The organism is Methylobacter sp. sgz302048, from assembly GCF_052162025.1.
Classification (GTDB): domain Bacteria; phylum Pseudomonadota; class Gammaproteobacteria; order Methylococcales; family Methylomonadaceae; genus Methylobacter.
Window position 1 is genome coordinate 2,108,120 of record NZ_CP197401.1, and the last position, 23,909, is coordinate 2,132,028.

Annotated in this window: 14 protein-coding genes and 1 pseudogene; 6 read left to right on the top strand and 9 right to left on the bottom strand. The window is 54.8% G+C overall.

The features are described 5' to 3' along the window. Positions 1–39: 39 nt before the first annotated feature. Positions 40–2,790: a cation-transporting P-type ATPase gene (locus ACTNE6_RS09595; RefSeq protein WP_442499509.1), complete on the bottom strand. Its 2,751-nt coding sequence runs from the start codon at positions 2,788–2,790 to the stop codon at positions 40–42. Between the two features lie 346 nt (positions 2,791–3,136). Beyond that, complete coding sequence (locus tag ACTNE6_RS09600) at positions 3,137–4,081, bottom strand: ABC transporter permease (protein WP_442499510.1); 945 nt, start codon at positions 4,079–4,081, stop codon at positions 3,137–3,139. Between the two features lie 706 nt (positions 4,082–4,787). Here ACTNE6_RS09600 and ACTNE6_RS09605 point away from each other — a divergent pair. Both ACTNE6_RS09605 and ACTNE6_RS09610 read left to right on the top strand, forming a co-directional pair. After that, positions 4,788–5,528 carry an NAD-dependent epimerase/dehydratase family protein gene (locus tag ACTNE6_RS09605; protein WP_442499511.1) on the top strand — a complete coding sequence of 247 codons (741 nt, stop codon included), beginning with the start codon at positions 4,788–4,790 and terminating at the stop codon, positions 5,526–5,528. A 590-nt stretch (positions 5,529–6,118) separates the two neighbouring features. After that, positions 6,119–6,499: a DUF805 domain-containing protein gene (locus tag ACTNE6_RS09610; protein ID WP_442499512.1), complete on the top strand. Its 381-nt coding sequence runs from the start codon at positions 6,119–6,121 to the stop codon at positions 6,497–6,499. Between the two features lie 69 nt (positions 6,500–6,568). Here ACTNE6_RS09610 and ACTNE6_RS09615 read toward each other — a convergent pair whose 3' ends face one another. Genes ACTNE6_RS09615 through ACTNE6_RS09625 form a run of 3 tightly spaced genes read right to left on the bottom strand, consistent with a single transcriptional unit; the run spans position 6,569 to position 12,378 of the window. Continuing rightward, entirely contained in the window at positions 6,569–8,023 is a 1,455-nt protein-coding gene (locus tag ACTNE6_RS09615) for an efflux transporter outer membrane subunit (protein WP_442499513.1), read from the bottom strand. Beyond that, positions 8,020–11,220 (bottom strand): efflux RND transporter permease subunit, encoded by a 3,201-nt coding sequence (locus ACTNE6_RS09620; RefSeq protein ID WP_442499514.1) that lies wholly within the window; start codon positions 11,218–11,220, stop codon positions 8,020–8,022. Before ACTNE6_RS09620 ends, ACTNE6_RS09615 begins: the two co-directional genes overlap by 4 nt. 3 nt (positions 11,221–11,223) lie before the next feature. After that, the gene (locus tag ACTNE6_RS09625; RefSeq protein ID WP_442499515.1) at positions 11,224–12,378 is read right to left on the bottom strand and encodes an efflux RND transporter periplasmic adaptor subunit; all 1,155 of its coding nucleotides are present in this window, start codon (positions 12,376–12,378) and stop codon (positions 11,224–11,226) included. A 169-nt stretch (positions 12,379–12,547) separates the two neighbouring features. Here ACTNE6_RS09625 and ACTNE6_RS09630 point away from each other — a divergent pair, with 169 nt between their 5' ends. Both ACTNE6_RS09630 and ACTNE6_RS09635 read left to right on the top strand, forming a co-directional pair. After that, positions 12,548–13,192 carry a TetR/AcrR family transcriptional regulator gene (locus ACTNE6_RS09630; protein WP_442499516.1) on the top strand — a complete coding sequence of 215 codons (645 nt, stop codon included), beginning with the start codon at positions 12,548–12,550 and terminating at the stop codon, positions 13,190–13,192. A 589-nt stretch (positions 13,193–13,781) separates the two neighbouring features. Continuing rightward, the gene (locus ACTNE6_RS09635) at positions 13,782–14,933 is read left to right on the top strand and encodes an SIR2 family protein (RefSeq protein WP_442499517.1); all 1,152 of its coding nucleotides are present in this window, start codon (positions 13,782–13,784) and stop codon (positions 14,931–14,933) included. A 352-nt stretch (positions 14,934–15,285) separates the two neighbouring features. Here the strand turns inward: ACTNE6_RS09635 and ilvD are convergent, their stop codons facing one another. The 3 genes from ilvD to ACTNE6_RS09650 all read right to left on the bottom strand — a co-directional run bounded on the left by ilvD (position 15,286) and on the right by ACTNE6_RS09650 (position 18,710). Continuing rightward, positions 15,286–17,139 carry a dihydroxy-acid dehydratase gene (ilvD, locus tag ACTNE6_RS09640; protein ID WP_442499518.1) on the bottom strand — a complete coding sequence of 618 codons (1,854 nt, stop codon included), beginning with the start codon at positions 17,137–17,139 and terminating at the stop codon, positions 15,286–15,288. Positions 17,140–17,202: 63 nt separating this feature from the next. Continuing rightward, the gene (locus tag ACTNE6_RS09645; RefSeq protein ID WP_442499519.1) at positions 17,203–18,120 is read right to left on the bottom strand and encodes a DNA-3-methyladenine glycosylase family protein; all 918 of its coding nucleotides are present in this window, start codon (positions 18,118–18,120) and stop codon (positions 17,203–17,205) included. Continuing rightward, the gene (locus tag ACTNE6_RS09650) at positions 18,117–18,710 is read right to left on the bottom strand and encodes a methylated-DNA--[protein]-cysteine S-methyltransferase (RefSeq protein WP_442499520.1); all 594 of its coding nucleotides are present in this window, start codon (positions 18,708–18,710) and stop codon (positions 18,117–18,119) included. The genes ACTNE6_RS09645 and ACTNE6_RS09650 overlap by 4 nt, the downstream gene beginning before the upstream one ends. 645 nt (positions 18,711–19,355) lie before the next feature. Here ACTNE6_RS09650 and ACTNE6_RS09655 point away from each other — a divergent pair. Then, positions 19,356–19,757 (top strand): annotated as a pseudogene (locus ACTNE6_RS09655) (CBS domain-containing protein); the annotation flags it as partial. Between the two features lie 1,034 nt (positions 19,758–20,791). Further along, positions 20,792–22,696: an ATP-dependent zinc metalloprotease FtsH gene (gene ftsH / locus ACTNE6_RS09660; protein ID WP_442499521.1), complete on the top strand. Its 1,905-nt coding sequence runs from the start codon at positions 20,792–20,794 to the stop codon at positions 22,694–22,696. Positions 22,697–22,761: 65 nt separating this feature from the next. Here ftsH and ACTNE6_RS09665 read toward each other — a convergent pair whose 3' ends face one another. Next, on the bottom strand, positions 22,762–23,739 hold the full coding sequence (locus tag ACTNE6_RS09665) for a MerR family transcriptional regulator (protein WP_442499522.1): 978 nt from the start codon (positions 23,737–23,739) through the stop codon (positions 22,762–22,764). Between the last annotated feature and the right edge of the window lie 170 nt (positions 23,740–23,909).

Genomic DNA, 23,909 nt, shown 5'->3' on the forward strand with positions numbered 1-23,909 from the left:
TCCACCATATTCATGCCGTGAATGCAGACATTGCCTTCCTTAGTCTTTCAGCAGCGGTGCGCTTCGGGCTTGCTTATAGGTAATGTATCTGAAGACGCTGATTACGGCTTTTTCAAACTCCGCGACGGAAAAGACGAACGCCCCGGAAAGGACCACTTTCAGCCATTCTTCCCGACTCAGGTCGGTCGAGCCGAACAGTTCCTGCATGGGGCCGGCATGGGTGTAGAGTACCTGCAGCCCCGCGCAGGTCGCGATGGCGAGCAACACGTAACGATTGCCGAACAGCCCTTCGAGAGATAAAACGGACCTGAAGATGTACCGGCTGTTGATCAGGTAGAACATCTCGGACAGCACGACCGAGCTGACGGCCATGGTGCGCGCAGTCTCCAGGCTGGAACCCCGCTGCATTTCCCAGAGAAACAGGCCCAGTGACCCCACCATGAAGAGCACGGAAACCATCAGGACCCGCCAGGCGAAAAACCAGGACAGCAGCGATTCACGAGGATCGCGGGGAGGCCGGCGCATGATGTCGCGCTCCGGGCGCTCGAAGGCGAGGGCGAGCCCCAGGGTGCTGGACGTGACCATGTTGATCCACAGCACCTGGGCCGGCGTCAACGGCAACGTCAATTCGAACAGGATGGCGGCGATCACCACCAGGGCTTCGCCGCCGTTGGTCGGCAGCATGAACAGGATGAATTTCCTGATGTTGTCGTAGATGCCCCGGCCCGCGCGCACGGCGTTGCCGATGGTGGCGAAATTGTCATCGGCCAGCACCATGTCCGCCGCTTCCTTGGCCGCCTCGGTGCCCTTCAGGCCCATAGCCACGCCGACATCCGCGCGCTTCAGCGCCGGCGCGTCGTTGACGCCGTCGCCGGTCATGGCGACCACCTGTCCCGCCGCCTGCAACGCTTGCACCAGGCGCAGCTTGTGCTCCGGACTCGCCCGCGCGAACACGTCGACATCCAAGGCCACGCCGCGCAGTTCCTCGTCATCCAGGGTTTCGATCTCGGCTCCGGTCAGCGCCGGCCTGTCTCGGCCGATCCCCAGCCGGGCGCCGATGGCGCGGGCCGTCTCGACGTGGTCGCCGGTGATCATCTTGACCTGGATGCCGGCGCTGTGGCATGTCGCCACGGCGGCCACTGCCTCTTCCCGCGGCGGATCGATGATGCCGATCAGCGCCAGCAGGGTGAAACCGTCTTCCAGATCCGAAAAGCGCACCTCGCGCTGTGATTCATCGACAGGCTTCGCGGCGATCGCCAGGAGGCGCAGCCCGTCGGATGCGGCCTCCCTGCCGCGGCGGTGCCAGTAGTCAGTGTTCAGCGTTGTTCCCAGGGCGCCGGCCTGGCGATCGCACATCTCCATGATGCGTTCGGGCGCGCCTTTGACATAAATGCAGCCCTGGCCTTCATGGTCGTGGTGGAGCGTGGCCATGAGCCGATGTTCGGATTCGAAGGGGATGGCGTCGATGCGCGGCAGGCTTTCGCGCTCCGATGCGGGATCGGCGCCGGCCTTGGTCGCGAACGCGAGCAGGGCGCCCTCGGTCGGATCGCCTTCCACCTGCCAGATATCGCCGTCATGTCTGCGCAGCAGCGCATCGTTGCAGAGCACGGCGGCACGGGCGATTTCGGCCAGTTCGGGATACTGGTCGGGCGGTACCGCCGCTCCGCCCAGATGGATGGCGCCCTCGGGCGCGTAGCCCGTGCCGCTGATTTCAAACACATGATCGCTGGTGATCACCTGCTGTACCGTCATCTCGTTCCGGGTCAATGTGCCGGTCTTGTCGGAGCAAATGACCGTGACCGAGCCCAGCGACTCCACCGCCGGCAGATGCCGGATGATGGCCTTGCGTTTGGCCATGCGCCGCACGCCGAGGGCCAGCGTGATGGTCATGATGGCCGGCAATCCTTCCGGAATGGCCGATGCCGCCAGCGCCACGGCCATCATGAACATTTCCTTGGGAGGATGACCATGCCACAGCACCCCGATGACGAACGTGGCCGCGGACATCAGCACGATGGCCAGCGCCAGCCAGTGGCCGAATTTGGCTATCTGGCGCAGCAGAGGAGTCGTGACCGCCTGCACGCGATCCAGCATCGCGCTGATGCGCCCCAGTTCGGTACGGATGCCGGTTTCGACTACCAGTCCCGTCGCCTGTCCGGAGGCCACCAGCGTGCCCGAATAGAGCATGCAGGTGCGATCGCCCAAAAGTGCATCGGCCGGTACGGAATCGATGGTCTTTTCCACCGCCTCGGATTCACCGGTCAGGATGGCCTCGTTCACGCGCAGGCCCTTGCCTGCGACGAGCCGCAGGTCGGCAGGCACTTTGTCGCCCGAGGCGAGCGCCACGATATCGCCGGGCACCAGGTTCTGGGCTTCAATTTCGATGCGTCCGCCGTCGCGGATGACTATCGTGTGCAGCGAGAGCATGCCGCGTATCGCGTCCATGGCCTGTTCCGCCTTGCCTTCCTGGATAAAACCGATGATGGCGTTGATGAAGACGGCACCCAGAAGCACGCCGGTATCGATCCAGTCGCCCAACAGCGTCGTGACACCGGCCGCGGCCAGCATCACATAGATCAGGACGTTGTGGAACTGGAGGAGAAAGCGCAGCCAGACGGGGCGCTTGCGGGGCGGCGGCAGCCGGTTGCGGCCGAAACGCTTCAGCCGTTGACGGGCTTCCTGGGAGGACAGCCCGCGATGGCGATCCGAATCAAGGCGCTCGATGGCTTTGTCGGCGTCGAGGCCGTGCCAGTCGGCCATTTGCTTGTCATGGACGTTGTCTTTATGCATTGATTCTCCTGATGATGGCCAAACCGCCCTGAAACGATCGGGCATGGCCTGAAACTGGTGCACAGCTTGGGCTTGCAGAAACTGGTCATGCAGGCTTAAGACCCTCAGTTGCGGGGGCGAATTCACTTGGTCCGAATGCGGCGAACGGTACATTGGGTTTTGATCCAATGCGCCACTGAACCTGGATACCGTGGAAACGCCAGGCCCGGGGCTGCAACCCCGGGCCGCTGGAAAACTTAAGCATAACCAGCAAACCTTTCATGAGTCTTTCGCGATCTCAGACTGATGCATGGGCGGATGTTGACCGGCAGCGGCAGCAGGCCGGCGAAACCGGTTTCCGGGACGATCAAGCCATGGAGCCGATGGTCTTGCGGAAGCGCCCCAGCGCCAGTACGAAGAAGACGCCGCCGATCGCGAGCAGGGCGAGAAATTCCAGCCAGACGATGCCGAAGCCGGCGCCGCGGTAAAGAATGGCCTGGGCGAGCGCGACGAAATGCGTGGTCGGCGCCGCCAGCATCAGGTTCTGCACCAGTTCCGGCATGCTCTCGCGCGGGGTCGTGCCTCCGGACAGCATCTGCAGCGGCAGCAGCACAATAATCATCAGCAAGCCCATCTGCGGCATCGAGCACGCCACCGTGCCCATGAAAATGCCCATCGAGGTGGTGGCGAACAGGTGCAGCGTCATGCCGGCGACGAACAGCCCGATTGAGCCTTCGATTGGCACCTCGAGCACGCCCTGCACGACGAAGACGAGCGAGGCCGTCGCCACGACCACCACGACCAGGCCCATGGCCCACACCTTGGCCATCATGATCTCGAACGGCGTCAGCGGCATCGCCAGCAAATGCTCGATGGTGCCGTGCTCGCGCTCCCGGATCAGCGCCGCGCCGGTCAGGATGATGGACAGCATGGTGATGCTGTTGATGACCTCCATGACCGAGCCGAACCATACCGAGCTCAGGTTGGGATTGAAGCGAGCGCGCACTTCGAGCTCGACGGGCAGCGTAGCGACCGCGCGATGCCCTTCGACGAAGGCCGTCACTTCGCCGTTGACGATGTTCTGGATGTAGCTGTTGCCGATGAAGGCCTGCGACATGCGCGTGACATCGACATTGAGCTGGATCGTAGGCTGGCGCCCGGCCAGCACGTGTTTGAGATGGCGCTTTAACAGCTCGGGGTCGATCGCCGCGCGCACCCTGAACATCAGCTTCAGGCGCTCGCTCTCGGTTTCCACCGTTTTCGGCGTGAACTGCGCGACGCTGGAGACGAAGCTGGCCTTGGCCGGGATCACGTAGTTCGGCGCGGGCCTGTTCGATGCGGGCCATCGCCGCCTTGAGGTCCAGGTTGTCCGCCAACGCTTTCTCCATTAAGCGATCGAGCCGGGCGTCGCCGAAGCTTTTCCACCAGTTTATCAGGGTTTCCGGGTCGGCGGATTTCAAATCCGAGGCCGGGTCCTTTCCTGCCAGCCAATCCTTGGGAACGGCTGGCACGGGTTCACGGTAATCGGGGCCTACAGTGCAGCCGCACAGGCCAGCCAGCGGGCATAGCCGGCCAAACCTGGCCGTTATGGTTAAGGTGCTTGTGGAGCAGGGGAATGGCTGGCAGTTTATAGTAGGGATTGCGTTCGGCATCGTTCAAACAACTTCCTTTGCGTTGAATGTAGCGTTAACGGTTAGACTAAACCACAGCATTTAGTTCTGGCAAGAGAAGAGCATGAGCACTGAGGCTTTTGCCGCGCAGGCAATTTGCCTTTATATCATGTGCCTGTAAGGTCGAATTAACTTGCGCCTTATAAGATATTCAGCCTGAGGTGCCCGGAAACGCGGGCGATCTTTATGCCGTGCGAATGCACAAGTACCCAAAGGGCATAAATGAATTAGCACCTGCTGAGGACCATTTTATGGTTGTCAGCGGTCTGAAGAGGGTGGATATGTGAAATTTATGATCAGCCGTTAGCGGGATGCGGCGAGCCGATATCTTACCAGGAGACGAAACCGATGACACTTCCGAAATTATTGATCACCGGCCACAGCGGTTTGATCGGCAAAATTCTGTGGCGCGGCCTGGCGGACGCATTCGAACTCCATGGCGTCGATATTTGCCTGGATGAACAGACTGGAAACGTATTTCGAGCCGATATTTCAAACTTCGAGCAAATAAATGCCGTATTTGAACGAATCCCTGAGTTTGCTTGCGTGGTTCATCTGGCAGGCGATCCGCGTGTTGAAGCAGACTGGCAATCAGCACTGATGAACAATGTTGTCGGGACCCGGAATGTCTATGAGGCGGCAAAGGCTCATAAGGTTAAGCGAATAATATTCGCAAGTTCAAACCACGTTACAGGGGCTTACGAAGGTTTTCCTCCAAGCCTGCATATCCAGGCAAGCCCGGTCAAAATCACGACGCAAGATCCCATTCGCCCGGACGGATACTATGGCGTCAGCAAGGTTGCCGGTGAGGCGATTGCCAGAATGTATTATGACCTTCACGGCCTCGAGTCGGTATGTCTCCGCATTGGCTCGGTACTAAAGGACGATGATCCGACTAAGGTTGCCCGCAGCCAGAGCGTATGGCTCAGCCACCGGGATCTCGTGCAATTGGTGAAGAAGAGTCTTTTGGCTGAAGTCCAGTTTGCGATTTATTACGGAGTTTCGAACAACAGAGACCGGTTCTGGGATATTTCCAATGTCGTGGCAGAAATCGGGTATCAGCCTGAAGATGATGCTTCAACGCGCTGAACAAACGACAAAAAGCTGCTCCCCGGCCATCGATGCAAACAGGGAACTGTAGCGCTCAGCAAAGGCTCGGCATGAACCAAGTAAGGTAAGCACTATGACAAAACTCTCTTATGGAAAGCGAAGCGCGAAGACGCTTAAGGCGAATGTCGGAGTAAGCGCTTGTGGCTCTGCAGCGAACCTTGATTAAGCTGTGCGAGAACCATTGGTCGGATATCCGCGGGTCCGAACCTGTTTCCGGCTTGGCCCGCGCCATATGGGCAGTCAATCCGCACTGTGCGGATCCGACCGTGGATTTGTACGGTTATTCCGATTCAAGATTCCGCCGACCAAGGCATTAGCCGCCCTGACGCTTGCTGAAATCGAGCGAAATGATGCTGAAGGCTGCCACAAGGGCACAAGTGAATTCGATATCTACAACTGCGCAACATCAGTTACTAATGCAACAGAACCATTTTTATTCCTGGCGAATGAGACCTGAAGAATTCACAGTAGTCGCGTCAGGGTGGCCGGTAGCATTAGAATATTAAGCTGACTCGACTGTACTGAAATGCGATAGTATTAAGTATTAATATATTTTCTAGGAGAACGTTATGAATTGGTATCTGGAAGCAGTGAAGAATAAATATGCCGTGTTTGACGGACGGGCGCAGCGGCAGGAATTCTGGTATTTCATGCTGTTCTATTTGCTCATTTATTTTGCCTTGTCCGTCGTTGATCAAGTGACAGGGGCTTTTAATGAGCAAACGGGTACCGGATTATTCAGCGGGATTTATACGCTGGCCATGCTGGTTCCATCTTTGGCCGTGGGAGCGAGGAGATTGCATGATACAGGGCGTAGCGGATGGTGGCAGTTGCTTTCACTGATTCCTGTTCTCGGCGTTTTGGTTCTGATTTTCTTTTTCGCGCAGGACAGCCAGCCCGGCGACAATCAATACGGGTCTAATCCTAAGTCGGGCCAACAGCCTGTCTAGTTATGGATGCCGCGATTTGCGATTACGCTGTATCGCATTCGCGGCAAGCTTTCCCAGCAGCCAGTTTTTCTAAGGCAGCAGTCGATCAGGTCTTTCCAACGCCACAGTCGATTCCCAACCGCCGCCCAACGCTTTGTAAAGCGCCGCCAGCGCAGTCGCCGTGGCGGTTTCGCTCTGTGCCAGACGATCCTGGTCTTGTAACAGGCGTTGTTCGGTGTCCAGCACGGTCAAAAAGTCAGTTACGCCCTCCTGGAAACGCAAATGCGCCAGCTGGTGGGCTCTTTCGCTGGCTTTAGCGGCTGTGGTGAGCAATGCTCGCCGGGCTCGCTCGCGATTATAGTTAACCAATGCATTTTCCGTTTCCTCCAAAGCATTCAGCACCGTTTGCTCGTATTGAGCCAGGCTGGCCTCGGCGCTGGCATCGGCGGCCTTGATGCGTGCATACACACGGCCCAGGTCCAGCGCGGCCCAACTGATTCTGGGGCCGACGGAGTAGGTGTCCGAGCCTGCCGCGCCGAGGCCCGACAGGGTGTTAGCCTCAAGAGAAATAGTGCCGACAAAGGTGACGCGCGGGAAAAGATCGGCCGTGGCGACGCCGACGAGAGCCGTTGCGGCTGCCAGCGTGCGTTCGGCTATACGAATATCGGACCGCCGGCGCAGCAGTTCTTCGGGATTGCCTATCTGGATGAGCTCAGGAATCTTAGGCATTGGCACAGGCTGTTCCAGTTCCTTGGTCAGAGCATCCGGCAATTGTCCGGTCAGTACGCCGAGCCGATGGATAGCTCTGAAAATGGCGCTCTCTATCGGCGGGATGATGGCCCGCGTGGAATCAAGCTGAGCCTGGGCTCTTGAGGTATCGAGTTCCGTGCCGCGCCCGTTTTCAAGCCGGATGCGCGTTATTTCCAGTGTCTGGGTCTGGTTTTCGGCGTTCTTCCTGGCTACGGCCAATTGGTTTTGCAGGCCGCGCAGTTCAAAGTAATTTCTGGCTACCTCGGCGATCAGGCTGACGCTGAGATCCCGAAGGCTGGCTTCCTGCGCTTCGACTTCGTCGCTGCTCGCTTCGACATTGCGGCGTACGTGGCCAAAAAAATCGACTTCCCAGAAAGCATCGAAACCGATGTTGTACAGTTTCAGTTCGCGCGGCACAAAGGCACGGTTGTTCAAAGAGCCGACGCTGCGTTTCTGTTCGTTATAATTGGCGTGCGAACTGATAATGGGGAACAGGTTCAGGCCCGCTTCCATATAGAGCGCCCGTGCTTCGCGCAGGTTGGCGCGGGCTGTTTCCAGGTCGCGGTTGTGCTGTATCGTCTGGTCTACCAGCGCCGTCAGCTGCTTGTCATCAAACAGCTTCCACCAGCTGACTTCTATGCCTTTCTGGGAAAATTCGGGCTGGCTGCCGTGGTGAAAGGTTTGGGGCATATCGGTTTTCGGCCTTTCATAGTCCGGGCCGACCGCGCAGGCGCTCACCAGCGCGGCGGTCAGCAGGGCCATGACGACGCGGGATTGGGTTCTGTACTGGATCATAGTTCGGTACCGGAAGAAGGCTCATGAATCGGCAAATTGCCGGTCTTGGCTCTGGCTGGCCGCAGGCGCTGCGCCAGCGCCTGTACGGTCACATAGAAGACCGGCGTCAGCAACAAGCCGAACAGGGTTACGCCAATCATGCCGCTGAACACGGCCGTGCCCAGCAGTCGCCGCGACTCTGCGCCCGCGCCTTCGGACACCACCAGCGGAAACACGCCCATGATGAAGGCGAACGAGGTCATCAAGATTGGGCGCAATCTGATTCGGGAGGCTTCCACGGCGGCTTCGAAGCGGTTGAGACCGCTTTCCTGCCGCTGCTTGGCGAATTCCACGATTAAAATCGCGTTCTTGCTGGCCAGCCCCACCAGTACGATAAAGCCGATCTGCGTGAAGATATTGTTGTCCATATGGCTCAACCACACGCCGGTCATGGACGACAGAATGCACATCGGCACGATCAGGATCACTGCGAACGGCAACGACCAACTTTCGTATTGGGCTGCCAGCGCCAGAAACACGAAGATAACGCTGAGCGGGAAAACAAGCAAGGCCACGTTGCCGGCCAGGACCTGCTGCAGGCTGAGCTCGGTCCACTCAAAGTCGAACCCGGGCGGCAGCTCCGCTTTCATCAGCTGGCTCATGATGTCGATAGCCTGGCCGGAGCTGACGCCGGGCAGCGTGCCGCCGTTGATCTCGGCCGCCGGATACATGTTGTAGCGCGTGATCTTGTCCGGTCCGGTAATTTCCTTGACATTGACCAGTGAGCCGAGCGGCACCATACCGCCTTGCTGATTGCGCGTCTTGAGCTCGGCAATGTCTTCAGGCTTCATGCGGAACTCGGAATCGGCCTGCGCCATAACCTGGTAAGTTCGTCCGAAGCGGTTAAAATCATTGACATAGAGCGAGCCTAGGTAAATTTGCAGCGTGTCGAAGACTTCCTTCAAAGGCACATCCATGGATTTGGCGCGCGCGCGGTCGACGTCCAGGAACAGTTGCGGGACGCCGGAGCGGAAAGTCGAGAACAGTCCCACCAGGCCGGGCTGCTGGTTGCCTTTGGCGATCAGTTCCGAGTTCACCTGCTGCAAGGCATCAATGCCGGCCGCGGTTCGATCCTGGATTTGCAGCTTGAAACCGCCCACCGAGCTCATGCCCCGGATCGGCGGCGGCGCAAACACGGCGATATGGGCATCCTTGATCTGCGCGAGACGCTGCTGGAGATTTTTAATCACGGCATCGGCATGCAGATTTTCGCGGCCGGCCCGTTGCTCGAAGTCATTAAGCCGGGCGAACATCGTGGCGACATTGGACTGGCTGGAGCCGCTCAGGATCGAGAAACCGGCATAGGCATTCAAATGCTTGACGCCTTCGGTCTCCAGCACGATGCGCGTTGCCTGCTGGACCACTTCCTGAGTACGCTCCAGCGAAGCCGCATCGGGCAGTTGCGCATACAGAATCAGATAACCCTGGTCCTGCTGCGGGATGAAGCCGGTCGGCACTTTTTCGAAAGCCAGGAAGTTGAGCCCGTTCAGCCCCACATAGAGCGCTAGCACGACCACAGTCATGCGGATCAGCCGCCCGACCAGGCGCGAGTAGCCTTCGCTGAACCGGTCGAAGAACTTGTTGAAGCCGTTGAAAAACCAGCCGAACAGGCGGTCGATCATCCGCGTGAGCTTGTCTTTGTCGCCGTGCGCCCGATCCAGCAGCAGTGCGCACAGGGCAGGGCTCAGGGTCAATGAATTAAACGCCGAGATGGTCGCCGAGACGGCGATAGTCAATGCGAACTGCTTGTAGAATGCGCCGGATACGCCGGTAATAAAAGCTGTCGGCACGAACACGGCGATCAAAACCAGGGCCGTGGCGATAATGGGGCCTACGACCTCGTCCATGGCCTTGCGCGTAGCCTCCCGAGCCGACAGGCCCATGGAAATGTGGCGCTCCACGTTTTCCACGACGACGATGGCGTCGTCCACGACGATACCGATGGCCAGCACCAGGCCGAACAGCGACAGGGTGTTCAAGGACAGGCCCATGGCCGCCATGACGGCGAATGTGCCGATCAGCGAGACCGGCACGGCGAGCAGAGGAATAATCGTGGCGCGCCAGTTCTGCAGGAATATCACAACCACGACCACGACCAGCAATATCGCTTCGAACAGCGTCTTGACGACGGCGCTGATGGATTGCTGGATGAAGACGACGGTATCGTAGACCATGTTGTATTCAAGGCCTTCAGGGAAGCGCGTCTTCAGCCTTTCCATGGTTTCGACGACGGCTTTTTTGGTATCCAGCGCGTTGGAGCCCGGCAGCTGGAAAATGGCCAGACCCACGGTGGGATCGCCGTCCAGAAACAATCCCGAATTGTAGTCTTTGGCGCCCAGCTCGATGCGGGCCACGTCCTTGAGCCGGGTTATCTGGCCGTCTTCGCCTTTCTTGATCACGATATCGGCGAACTGCTCGGCCTCCATGAGCCGGCCGAGCGTGCTGACGGTATACTGAAAATCGGTGCTTTCCTTGTAAGGCGGCTGGCCGACCACGCCGGCCGCTACCTGGATATTCTGCTCGCGGATGGCGTTGATCACGTCGCTGGCAGTCATATTGCGGGATGCTACCTGCTCGGGGTTCAGCCAGAGCCGCATGCTGTAGTCGCGGGCGCCGAACACCATGATTTCACCGACGCCGGGCAGCCGCGCCAGCGTATCCTTGATTTGCAGCAACGCATAGTTGCTCAGGTAAACGCTGTCGTAGCGCTTGTCCGGAGAGACCAGGTTGACGACCAGACTCAGGTCGGGGCTGCGTTTCTTGACGCTGATGCCTTGCCGCCGGACTTCTTCAGGCAGCTTGGGCTCGGCCAGCGCCACGCGGTTCTGCACCAGCACCTGGGCTTTGTCCAGGTTGGTGCCCGGCTTGAATGTCACCGTCAGGGCCATGAAGCCGCTGTTGGTGGACTGCGAGGACATGTACAGCATGTCCTCGACGCCGTTGACTTCCTGCTCGATGGGCGTCGCCACGGTTTCGGCCACAACCTGGGCATTGGCGCCGGGATAGGTTGCGCTGATGACGACAGTGGGCGGCGCGATCTCCGGATATTGGGCAATAGGCAGGCCAATCAGCGCCAGACTGCCGACCAGAACAATCAGAATAGACAAGACCGATGCAAAGATCGGCCTATCAATAAAAAAGTGAGTGAAGCGATTCATGATTTATTGCTCTATCGGCTGCTCGGCGAGCGAGATACGTTCCGGATTCACCTTAATGCCCGGTCTGAGTTTTTGCAGGCCTTCGACGACGACCCATTCCTCGGCTTTCACGCCTTCCTTGATCACGCGCGACTGACCGATGCGGGCGCCCAGCGTCACTTTGCGGTATTCCACCTGGTTGTCTTTATTGACGACCCAGACGAAGCGTTGCGCCTGATCGGTCGCGATGGCTTTGTCGGGCAGCAGGATAGCCGGATAGGGGACACTGCCGCGCACGCGCATGCGGGCGAAAAAGCCGGGGCTCAGCAGGTCGTCCGAGTTGGAGAACACGCCGCGCAGTGTGACTGTGCCGGTAGCCGTATCCTCGCGCGGCGAAATGTAGTCGAGGTTGCCCTGGTGCGGGAAGTCTATCTCGTCAGCCACGGCCAACTGCACGGGCGCGCCGATGTGGCCGCCTCCGGTTTGCTGGGCTAGACGGCGATATTTCAGCACCGAACGCTCATCGGCATCCACGTAAACATAGACGGGATCGGTGGAGACGATAAAAGTCAAGAGCGTGGCATCGGCGCCGCCGCCGCTGACCAGGTTGCCCTCGGTTATCAGTTCGCGGCCGATGCGGCCGTCAATCGGGGCGCGTACTTTGGTGAAGTCCAGGTTCAGCCGGGCCGTGACAACATTGGCTTCCGCGGACTGAACCGCCGCTGCGGCTTCTCGCAAGCCTTTGCTGCGGGCATCGTGCTCTTCTTCGGAAATTGCTTTGGCGCGGAACAGGCGTTCGGCCCGCTCCAGGTCATTCTTGGCCAGTTCGCGCTTGGACCGGGCCCGTTCCAGCTCAGCCTCGGCGTAGTTCAGCTGAGCACTGAACGGCTTGGGGTCTATCAGGAATAACAGATCGCCTTTTTTTACTTTTTCACCGGCTTTGAAATTGACCTTTTCGAGATAGCCGCTAACCCTTGCCCGAACGTCTACCGAACTGACGGCTTCGATGCGGCCCGTGTACTCATCCCATTCAGTAACATCTTGAGCCAGGGGCTGGGCGATCTTGACGCCGGGCGCTTGGCCTTGAGCTTTTTGGGTTTCCGGATCGTTCTGCTCGCCGCATCCGGCTATCGCCAATAAGGTGATGAGAGTCAGCAAAACTTGCCGTGCATAATGCATTGATATCCCTGGCGAGTCTGGCCGACGGATGAGAGTCCATATGGGTGTTGCGTTTTTCATCCCTTTTGTACCTTGATGTGAAAGGAAAAAATAAATGGTAAAACATATTACCGTTTAATTTACGGTATGATCATAGTCCGAGTCAACTAATGTTTTTATGAGTGAACAAATGATTAAATGCGGGCGCCCCCGTAAGGGCGAGGAGCGTCAGAGCCGTGACCGGTTGCTGGATACGGCGCTCAAGCTGTTTCTTGAATACGGCTATGGAAACCTGAGTCTGGAAACCATTGCCAGGGAGGCGCATGTGTCGATGCGCACCATTTACAATCAATTCGGCGGCAAGGCCGGGCTGTTCGGCGCGGTTATAAAGCGCGCCAGCGATCCGTTTATCGAGGTCCTATCGGAGGGGCTTCTGGAAGGCCGGTCGGAGGAGGCGCTGATTGCTTTCGCCAAACAGTTTCTTCTCGGCATTACGCGGCCGGATGCGGTACGCATACGCGCCATACTGATAGGCGAATCATTGCAATTTCCGGATCTTGCCATGCAGTTCTATGAACAAGGCCCGCAAAGAACGCTGGATCATCTTGAGCAGTTTTTTATCCGGCAGCAGAAAGTCGGCTATTTTTCCGACGTGGATCCGTATTTTCTTGCCGAACAATTTATAAGCGCATTGCGCGGTGAAAAGGTTTTTAAGCTGCAGCTCGGTTTAGACTCAACGCCGGATGAGGCGCAAATTGATATCTTGGCCCGGCAGGCCACGCGCTTGTTTCTGTATGGCTGTTTGTCAAGCGGGCAGGATGGTGCTAGTGGTTAGTCTAAGCGTCATACGGATGCGCTGGTGCCATCACAAAAGGAAAAATGAAGTTAAAAATCTCCCGGGCACAATGCCCTGGGAGTCATCAAATGATAGTTGAGGGAAGCAATATGAAGCGAATGCTCAGGGATAATTACATCAATTTCGCATTATTCCTTTTACGGTTCTGGTTTACGTTGCTGGCAATGGTGGCTGTTGCAAATAGAGTGGACGCGATAATGTATTCGCCTGAAACAAACCCGTAAAGGCCTGTTATAAATACCAAACCAGTCAAAATATCTTTAGATAGATCGTTCATTTTTCAGTTTTTTGTAAAAAATAATAGCTGTTCTTGAGGATGAGATTACTATACAGGTGGCGCAGATAATTAACTATATATAAAAAATAAGATAAATTGTTTCTTTTATGGATACAATCATGTCACACTAATTTAATATTAGTAAGATAGAGGATAATGAAATCAATGGCATGTGAACTGGTCTAATTATTTAGTAAAAGTCAAAATTCAAAACGGCTGAAGATTATGAGAGTTCTGTTAGGCTTGTCGTATCAAATGTCTTGCAATTAGTATTAAATGCTAGATTGATAAATGATGAATTCACCAAAAACATTTGCATCCCTGGTTGAACAGCATTCCTTTAAAGGCAAGAAGACAGCCCCGTTGTGTAATTTTTCATTTTTTCTGGGAGCCGGTTTTCCTAAGTCGTGGGATGAGCGATTCCCTTTGGAAAATCAGTTGTTTGAGTTCAAATATGAGGAGTGGATGCCTCGCGGCAGGGCTCTGGAGCAATTTCTTACGCTCAATAATTATCAGGTACATGGACTGGATATAACCTGCGAGCTTTTTAAAGACATCGTTTACCAGATCGGCATGATGAAAAAGTATGCGGCCGTCAGATCGAGATATCTGGACGAACAGAATATCGCCATTGTTGAAAACGAGCTCAAGGCGCTGATCGTCGAAAAATTTAAAAACATGGCGCCTACGTACCCCGTTAATCCTGATCTCGACAAATTTTGTTTCGATACCCGATTGACCGATGACCAGCAGACTATACTGCAGCTTTTTTTACGGCTGCTTAGAGATGCCGATGGTTCAGAGAGTTTGCCTGAAGGCGTAAGACCGCATTTCATCACCACAAACTACGATGCCACCATTGAGGCTATTCTGGACAATTGCGCGGGGCCGGATGACTCATTTTTACGATATACCTATCGGGGGATCACGCCGCGGCAGAGCTCCGGCAAAAGCAGGGCTACAACGATACACGATCATGGCTTTGTCAATAATCTGCTGAAAATCAATGGCGGGTTTGAGATTTATGAAACCCCGGCAGGCTATGAATTCGATTACAGCGAGAGAGACTTCGCCAGTCTGAAATTAAATCCGCCGCAAATCATGCTGCCGTCGCATGAGCAGGATTATCAGCAAAACTATTTTCAGGCCATCTTTCCGAAGGTTATCCGGCTGCTGCATGAATCGACTGTGCTGGTGATCGTCGGCTACAGTCTGCCCGAAGAAGACGCACTAGTGCGGCTGATTCTCAAACAGTTCGCGGAAGACCGCAGCGACGGTTATAACAAGGTGGTGTTTTATATCGACCTGGCTATCGATGATACGCAAATCAGCAGAGTCAATAAGATCTTTCACCATTCCGGAGAACGAAGAGGGTTAACGGTTATTCCTTACACCGGCAAGTTCTCGGCCTGGGCAGGGGCTGTACTGGATAATCTGAACTGATTGTGTCGAATGGCGTTATTAATACTGATGTTATGCAGTCAGTTGAATACAGATCGGTTTAGCAAAGTGTCGTGCGACGGAGTTATTTAATCGGGTTTACCTCACCTGAAGGCGAGTTGCCTACTTTTACCAGCCTGTGTAGGTTGGGTTGGAGCTTTAGCAGAAACCCGGCATGGGCGGCCGAAATGCTGGGTTAGCAGCCCAGCCTACCGCCTGCGATGCGCTTTAGGTACGAATTCACTTGCGCCCCATAGGCATCAACTATTTTTGTCGAGTCATTCAAGTCCGGAAGTTTGCTGGAGCCAACGGGTATAGCTCCAGCAGACATCGTCCGCGTGCAACGGACAGCTTTTTACTTTCGCTCTACCAGAGAAACATCTCTCACCGCACCCTTGGCAGCAGAGGTGGTCATGGCGGCATAGGCTCTAAGCGCAGCCGATACGTTGCGCTGACGGCCGACCGGTTTCCAAGCCTGCGGGCCTCTGGCGATCATCGCGGCGCGGCGGCGCTCGAGTTCTTCGACAGACACGGCCAGATGGATACGGCGATTGGGGATATCGATTTCTATCGTATCGCCTTCTTCCACCAAACCGATAGCGCCGCCTTCGGCCGCTTCAGGCGAAGCGTGGCCGATACTCAGGCCGGAGGTGCCGCCGGAAAAACGGCCATCGGTAAGCAGTGCGCAGGCTTTGCCCAAGCCCTTGGACTTCAGATAACTGGTCGGATACAGCATCTCCTGCATGCCAGGGCCGCCTTTCGGGCCTTCGTATCTGATCACAACCACGTCGCCCGGCTGGATTTGATCGCCAAGAATGCCGGCAACCGCTGCATCCTGACTCTCGAATAGGCGGGCGCGGCCGGTAAACTTGAGGATGCTATCGTCTACCCCTGCAGTCTTGACGATGCAACCATCCAACGCAATATTGCCGTGCAATACCGCCAAGCCGCCGTCCTGCGAGTAAGCGTGCGCCTTGTCGCGGATGCAGCCGTTGGCGCGATCGTCGTCCAATTTCGGATAGCGCTGGGACTGTGAAAAGGCGACCGTGGTAGGTATTCCGCCGGGTGCGGCACGGAAAAACTCCTTGACTGCTTCATCTTGGCTACGCTGGATGTCCCATTGCTCCAGTGCGGCGCCCAGGGTGGCGCTATGCACGGTCGGCACCTCGCGGTTGATGACGCCAGCGCGATCGAGTTCTCCCAAAATACCCAGCACGCCGCCGGCGCGATGAACGTCTTCCATATGATATTTCTGCGTAGCCGGTGCGACCTTGCATAGGCAGGGCACGCGCCGCGAAATCGCATCGATATCCGACATCGTAAAATCGACTCCGGCCTCGTGCGCCGCCGCCAGCAAGTGCAATACGGTATTGGTGGAACCGCCCATGGCCACATCGAGGCTCATGGCATTTTGAAACGCTTCGAATGTCGCGATCGAGCGCGGCAGCACGCTGGCGTCATCTTGTTCGTAATAGCGCTTGGCCAGTTCGACGATCAGGCGGCCGGCGCGCAGGAACAACTGCTCACGGTCGGCATGCGTGGCCACCAGCGAGCCGTTGCCGGGCAGACTTAGGCCCAGCGCTTCGGTCAGACAGTTCATGGAGTTGGCCGTGAACATGCCTGAACAGGAACCGCAGGTAGGGCAGGCGGAGCGTTCCACCGCAGCCACTTGCTCATCGCTGATGCGATCGTCGGCCGCTTCCACCATCGCATCCACCAGATCCAGCGCGCGGATTTCGCCTTTCCAGTTAACTTTGCCCGCTTCCATGGGGCCGCCGGACACGAACACCACAGGGATGTTCAGGCGCAAAGCGGCCATCATCATGCCTGGGGTGATTTTGTCGCAGTTGGAAATGCAGACCAATGCGTCGGCACAGTGCGCATTGACCATGTACTCCACGCTGTCGGCGATCAGGTCGCGGCTAGGCAAGCTATAAAGCATCCCCTCATGGCCCATGGCGATGCCGTCATCCACGGCTATGGTGTTGAATTCCTTGGCCACGCCTCCGGCTTTTTCGATTTCCGCCGCGACGAGCTGGCCCATATCCTTCAGATGCACATGGCCGGGCACGAACTGGGTAAAGGAATTGGCGATAGCGATGATGGGTTTGGAAAAGTCTTCATCTTTCATGCCGGTGGCGCGCCACAGGGCACGCGCACCTGACATGTTGCGGCCGAAAGTGCTAGTACTGGAACGGTATTGGGGCATAATAAATCTCGAAGGATCTTAAGGTTTGAAATTGAAGCGCTAGATGATACCCCAATCGAACGTTTATCTCCACTGACGCCGTGACGCGCTGGAAGCCAGTTTCCATAAATGCGCGGCCGCCAAAGCCCGCCACGGTGCGAAGTTTTCCAGCCATTGCCGGGTTTGGTTTTCATCCATCGGCTCAACGTGGCCCAGTAATATCTGCAAGCCGCGGCGGACTGCGGCATCACCATGTAGCGAGCCGTCCAGCCAACCGTATCCGCGCAATAGTGCATAATCGACAGTCCAGGGGCCTATGCCGCGAATTTTCAATAATTGTTGACGAATTTGTTCTATCGGCGGCTCTTTCAGATCGTCATTCAGTTCCAATTCACCGGACGCTATCCTTTGGCTCACAGCCAGCAAAGTCTGCGCCTTGCTTTGCGAAAAACCGGCCCGGCGCAAGTCGTCGCTGCTTAAATCCGCTACATGCCGTGCATCCGGGTAGCAATAGAGGCCGCCGGAATGCTGTAATCCGACCAACTGAATGAATTTACGGCGTATTGAAATAGCGGCGGCAACGCTGATTTGCTGCCCGGTGATCGCCCAAGTCAAGGCTTCAAATGCCGATGCCGAGACCGGCACGCGCAATCCGGTCTGTTTTTTGACCAGCATTCCAAACTGGGGATGCTGGCTGACACTTTCCTCGAAAACAGCAATGGGCTGGTTTAATCCGAGCATGCGCATGGCCAGCGTGGATAATGCGTCAGCTTCAAATGAAGCTGATGGATGATCGATACTGAGCTCTATTTCAGCGCACTGGGATGAAAACCGGAGCGTCAAGCAGGCCGGCGAACCTTGCCAGACGATCCCTTTGCGCACTCGGTCGGCATCTACGGCTTCGGCAACAGATAAAGTATCGCGCGCATGGAAAGACAGAATATCGGTTACCCGGTAATTCGCAGGCAGCGGCAGTGTGCAAGCCATCACATGGGGCTTCATGCCGGGTTCTCTCTCCGCAACAGTTCGGCTTTGCGCTTCACGCCCCAACGGTAACCGGACAAGCTGCCGTCCGAGCGGACTATCCTGTGGCAAGGAATGGCTACCGCCAAGGTATTGGCCGCACAGGCGCCCGCCACCGCTCGTACTGCTTTGGGCGCGCCGATGCGCTGTGCAATATCGGTGTAGCTCGCTTTCTCGCCGACCGGGATTTGCCGCAAAGCCTGCCAGACCCTTTGTTGAAATGCGGTGCCGCGTATGTCCAGCGGTAAATCCAGGCCAATCGCCGGGGCTTCGACAAAGCCAACCACTTTAGCGACCCATTGATCGAACTCATGATCGCCGCCGATGAGTTCGGCATGGGGGAAACGGTCTCGTAACTCCCGAGCCAAGAGATCCGGACCGTCGCCCAAGGCGATGGCGCAAATGCCGATTTCGCTGGCCGCCACCAGAATAGAACCGAGCGAGCATTCACCCAAAGCAAAACGAATTTGGCTGTTGGCGCTGTAACCGGCATGAGCGCGGGCAAGTACAGCCTGCCGACGAGGATCATCCTCTGTTTTCAAATAATGTGTGCTAATCGGTTTCGGCATCTGAATTTTCGTATTCGTTGATATCTGCCGATTAATTTAACAAACCGTTGCTGTTAAACATTCCGAGTCTTGCTCTCAAAACCGGCTTGGCTGCGTGTTGATGAAGTAGGAACTGTACTTATCACTTGTTTGAAACATTATAAGTTTATGGGCATGGAAGTTGTACAAAAGTTATGCATTGAAAGAAGATGTCAGGATAGAACAGGCGGGTTAAAACATTTCTCCACCGGAGGAAAGCCGGTTCGTGATAAGAACGAATTGAAGCGTTTTTGGCGCTGCCGCTGTCCGAGTTGAAAAGTGCCCAGTCCCGTTTAAAAGAGGGGTTGGACCGGATCGACACGCTGTCATAATTGCTGTTTGAATAATTCAATAAAAATTTCGAATGGAAATTATCCAGGTAATCGTTCCCGTAGCACGTTACGGCAACGGCATGTTGTATTAAGGTCGACCGGCAAACCTGCGATTTTCTATTGTTGCGTCAGCGCGTTGCCAGAGAATTGATTGAGATCGACGTTGTGGCAGCCATCATGGCCGCCATTATGCAAGCGTTCCACGGTTCAGGGAGGGCCGACAGGCGTTGAACGGCTATGTATGCTTAACTAACTTATTAAGATAGGGAGAATGTCTATGTTAATACGAGATTATATGACTACCAATCCGATTACCGTCAGGCCGGAAACTCCGGTTAAAGAGGTGGCGGACCTGCTGATCGCCAATCGTATCAATGGCGTTCCCGTTGTCGACGATAAGGGCAAATTGCTCGGCATTGTTACAGCTGAAGATTTGATTCACCGCGGGCTCGACGAGCGGCTCAAACCCCGCGATTCCATCTGGAAGGAGAATTTCTGGGTTGCCTTCTTTGGTCCTAAAAACATGCAGTCTGACAAGGCTCAGGGGCATACCGCCGCCGAGATAATGGCTCAGGATGTGTACACCGTTAAACCGGACATGCGCCTGTTCATGGCGGCCCGGCTTATGGTGGATCATGAGGTGACATCGTTGCCCGTAGTGGAAGCCGGAAAACTGGTGGGCGTCATTTCCCGAATCGACCTTCTGGCTCGCTGGGAAGAACTGGAAAGCCATTTGAAAAGAGAAGAATAACGCGCTGATTATCTTACTGATTGTTCTTGTCACCATCGTGCCGGTCCTGACTGCCGCGCGGGTTGGGCACCGGCAGGCGTTCTGGCTTATGCCTTCATGTCCTTTGTGGTGAAACATTCAGGCTGATAGCATCAAAAATTATCAGTAGCTGATTATCAACTATTTTTCCAAAAACCTCATTTTATATTATAATTTTCTAATAAGGTTTGGCTGCTCAGGTCTTTTTGTACATATTTTGTCTAATTATAATTAGACAAAGGCCGGGCTACTGATTATTATGGGATGAAGATTAGGTGGAGAATCAGGTGGTTATCGCTTCCGAAGTGCCGCTTAGTTCATGCGCTGTTAATTTGCTAGGTTAAGAATAACCTAATAAAATCAATATGTTATTATCCTATCGATCAGATTGTAATCTAACTAGGCTTACAAAGACGTCATTATTATGACCTATTTAGATAAACTGCGGTCAAAACAATGAGTTAGGCAATGCTTAACCTATCGCCCTCAAATCATTTCACAGTGAGTCTTGGCATGAAGTCGTTGCAGGAAATCAGCAAAGTTATAGATTCAGATCGGATCAGTGATATGCCGAAAGCAAGACAAGCCATAAAAACAACGCCCGAAGAATCAGCCCGAAAAAGTTGGGGTTTATATGAGCCTCAGGTTTTTTTATGAAAAATTTCAATCGCTTCCCTATAGCTAGATATTCTCTTTGAGGATGTCTTGATGATTAGGCCTGGGTTTTAACATCGTGCTTTGCTAACGGAGGATGGAGTGCACGGGCAAAGCGCAGTAAAACCTGATATGGAACTGATAAGGAAAAAGGCGAGATACATTTTTTTTACGTATCTCTTCAATTCTGCAAGTTAATATAAGTAATTGTCTATAATGATATTTTTATGCATAAAACCAAGCAGTGCCCGTAAGCACTCAGACATCGCCAAGGTGTTGATCGTACCGCCAAAGCCAGGAGACAAATCATGAAGAAATATTCGATGAATTTACTGCTTTGGGGTGTTGTTTTGATCGCGGCGGCGGTAATCATTACCCGGCTGAACTCAAACCCTCCAACGGATAACTCCATAGCCTATTCAAGTTTTATTGAAAAAGTCAAACATCGTCAGGTTGAGCGAGTGGAAATACTGGGGAATCTCATCAGAATCCGCACATCGGAAGGTCAAACCTTCGAGACTATTAATCCTGATGATCCCCACCTTATTGATGATCTGCTCGAAGCCGGTGTCCAGATAAAAACCTACGCACCAGAACAACAATCATTTCTTGCGCAATTATTTATATCCTGGTTTCCTGTATTGCTGCTGGTTGCTATATGGGTCATCTACATGCGCAGAATGCCTGGCGGAGGCGTGGGAGGCAGCATGAACTTTGGCAAAAGCAAAGCCAAAATGCTGACCGAAGACAATATGACCGTCAAATTTGAAGATGTCGCCGGCTGCGAGGAAGCCAAGGAAGAGGTGGTCGAACTGGTGGACTACCTGAGAGATCCTCACAAGTTTCAGAAACTGGGCGGCAAAATGCCGCGCGGCGTGTTAATGGTCGGCCCTCCCGGTACCGGTAAAACCCTGCTGGCGCGTGCCATTGCCGGTGAAGCCGGAGTTAAGTTTTTCAGTGCTTCCGGTTCCGATTTCGTTGAAATGTTCGTTGGCGTTGGCGCTTCCCGGGTCAGGGATATGTTCACTCAGGCTAAAGAGCATGCGCCCTGCATTATCTTTATCGATGAAATCGACGCCGTTGGCCGTCAACGCGGCGGTGCGGGCGCGGGGGGCGGCAATGAGGAGCGCGAGCAGACGCTCAACCAGTTGCTCGTGGAAATGGACGGTTTTGACGGTAATGAAGGCATCATCGTTATTGCCGCGACCAACCGGGCCGATATTCTCGATAAAGCGCTGCTCAGGCCGGGGCGTTTTGACCGTCAGGTAACTGTCGGGCTGCCCGATGTGCGCGGCCGTGAGCAGATTTTGAATGTGCACCTCAAGAATGTGCCGGTCGCCGAAGATGTCGAGCTGAAGTACATAGCGCGCGGCACGCCGGGATTCTCAGGCGCGGAACTGGCCAATATAGTCAATGAAGCGGCGTTGTTTGCAGCCAGGGCCAATAAGGAAGAAGTCAACATGCAGGATCTTGAGAGAGCCAAGGACAAGATTCTGATGGGCGCCGAGAAACACACCATGGTTATGTCGGAAGACGATAAGTTATTAACGGCTTATCACGAAGCCGGGCATTGTATCGTCGGGCAGAAGTCGCCCGATCACGATCCGGTCTATAAGGTCAGTATCATGCCTAGAGGCCGGGCGCTCGGCATCACCATGTTCTTGCCGGAAAGAGATCAGTACAGCGCCAGCAAACGTAAACTGGAGAGCCAGATAGCGGGTCTGTTCGGCGGCAGAATTGCCGAACTGATGATTTATGGCGGCGACCGCGTGACCACAGGGGCTTCCAATGATATCGAGCGCGCAACCGAGCTGGCCCGCAATATGGTGACGCGCTGGGGATTTTCGGACAAACTCGGGCCGCAGGTTTACGGCGAGGAGGGCAGCCAGCCTTTCATGAGATATTCCGGCTCTCAGGGCGGTCCTGTTTCCAGTAACGTCGCTCACATGATCGATGAGGAAATACGTCTGGTCATCGACCGCAACTATCAACGGGCGGAAATCATTCTGCAGGAAAACATCGACATCCTGCATAAAATGGCCGATGCACTGATGAAATGGGAAACACTGGATCACCAGCAAATCGAGGATCTAATGGCGCGCAGAGACGTCAGACCGCCTCAGGACGGAAACGATTATCAAGGCAATCAGTCTAATTCGGGTAGCAAAGGGCAGAAAAAAGCAGATGCCGACAAGACTACCGAACAGATTTGAGGTGCGCTCATTCTGGGGGGGATTAAGGTTTCCCCCTCTTTTTGAATCAGAACTACTTGATCCGGTTAAGAGTAGTCATGAAGCGAAGTTTGAATGCGTAAACGGTCCAGAATCAGTTTGAAGTGTTCATAGTTCTGAACGCTTAAAGCGCCAACCTCATCCAGGACGGCTTGATAATCGGATGTCGCTCTCCCGCCGGCAATGAGAGCGACATCTTTTCCTATCAGTTTGTTCAGACGTCTTATCTCTCTATTGATGACATGGTCATCAGTTCTGAAACTGATGCTGACTGCTACCGCGCAAGCGCGGGCATATTTAACGGCGGCGGCAATTTCTTCAGCCGGCAGATTGGGTCCCAGATAAGTGACGTGCCAGCCTTTGAATTCGGCGATAATCGTGGCCAGCAAGGCGCCTATTTCATGTAATTGGCCTAGCGGTGTGCTCATAATTAAGCGTGGAGCCTGTTTTGGGCTGGGTGCGCTGGATCTCAGGATATAAGCCAGGGAACGGATTATGGCCGTAGCCATGTGTTCATGCGCCGGCCTCAACAAACCGGCTTGCCAACTTTCACCAATCTTGTTCAGTAAAGGCGTCAGCAAGTGCTCGATAAAAGGCATTGGCCCCAGTTCAGCAATGGCATTTTCACAATGACCTTCTAGTACCGCGGCTTCGAAAGCAATGATGGCGCTGAAGCATTTCTCCAGATACTCTTCCGCCAGATCGCGATTGTTGGCGCGTATTGGAGTGACAACGCCTATCGGCTGTTTTGCCGCATGGGTATCTCTTTTGAGCAGGGACTGCAATTCATCCAAAGAGAGTCTGGCAATCCGGCCGATACTGTGACCATTGCTTATAGCTTGGTTGAGCAATTTTAATCTAGCGATATCCTGGTCGGTATAGACACGCTGCCTGCCCGCTGTGCGGGAAGGTGTCACGGCCTCATAGCGCCTTTCCCAGGCTCTGATCAGGTCGGTTTTGACACCGGAACGTTTTGAAACGGTACTGATTAAATATTGCGCTGGCTTGGCCTGATCTTCATTCATGCACGAGAGAGTGATAGGGTTTTTAAAAAATTATACCACAACACTTTTACAAAAATTTGACGCAGGACAATATTTAAAGTTATTTAATAGATTGTATTCCTTAGTTATTGAATAGATTGAATTTAATAGTGGAGGTTATTTTTGTTGAGCGATTATTTAGCCAGTCCCAT